At 40.4% G+C, this 260-nt stretch carries 1 pseudogene; it reads right to left on the bottom strand.

Annotated features, from left to right (window positions below):
* Nucleotides 1–147: 147 nt before the first annotated feature.
* A pseudogene (locus HMPREF2954_RS13285) lies at nt 148–260 on the bottom strand (IS481 family transposase); the annotation flags it as partial.

Below are 260 nucleotides of genomic sequence, written 5' to 3'. Positions count from 1 at the left end.
AGTTGCACTTCAAATGCGAATCCGCCGACCTTTTTTATATGTATTACAGATTAAAATCAGTAAACTTATGCCGCTACGTTTATTCCAGCATAGGAAGGGTAAGAATGACGAAGTAGATATTTTAATTGTAGGAAATCATCGCATTGTTTACATCACAGGTTGAGAGAAATAAGCCTGCAAGGCCTCAAACGGCGTATCGCCGTTCAAACTTCGGTGCGGCTTCACCGTGTTATAAAAATTAACAAAGCGGCACAACTCCT

The sequence above is a fragment of the Neisseria sp. HMSC067H09 genome (genome assembly GCF_001814135.1).
In the GTDB taxonomy this organism is placed as follows: domain Bacteria; phylum Pseudomonadota; class Gammaproteobacteria; order Burkholderiales; family Neisseriaceae; genus Neisseria.
This window is presented reverse-complemented; position numbering and strand designations above follow the sequence as displayed.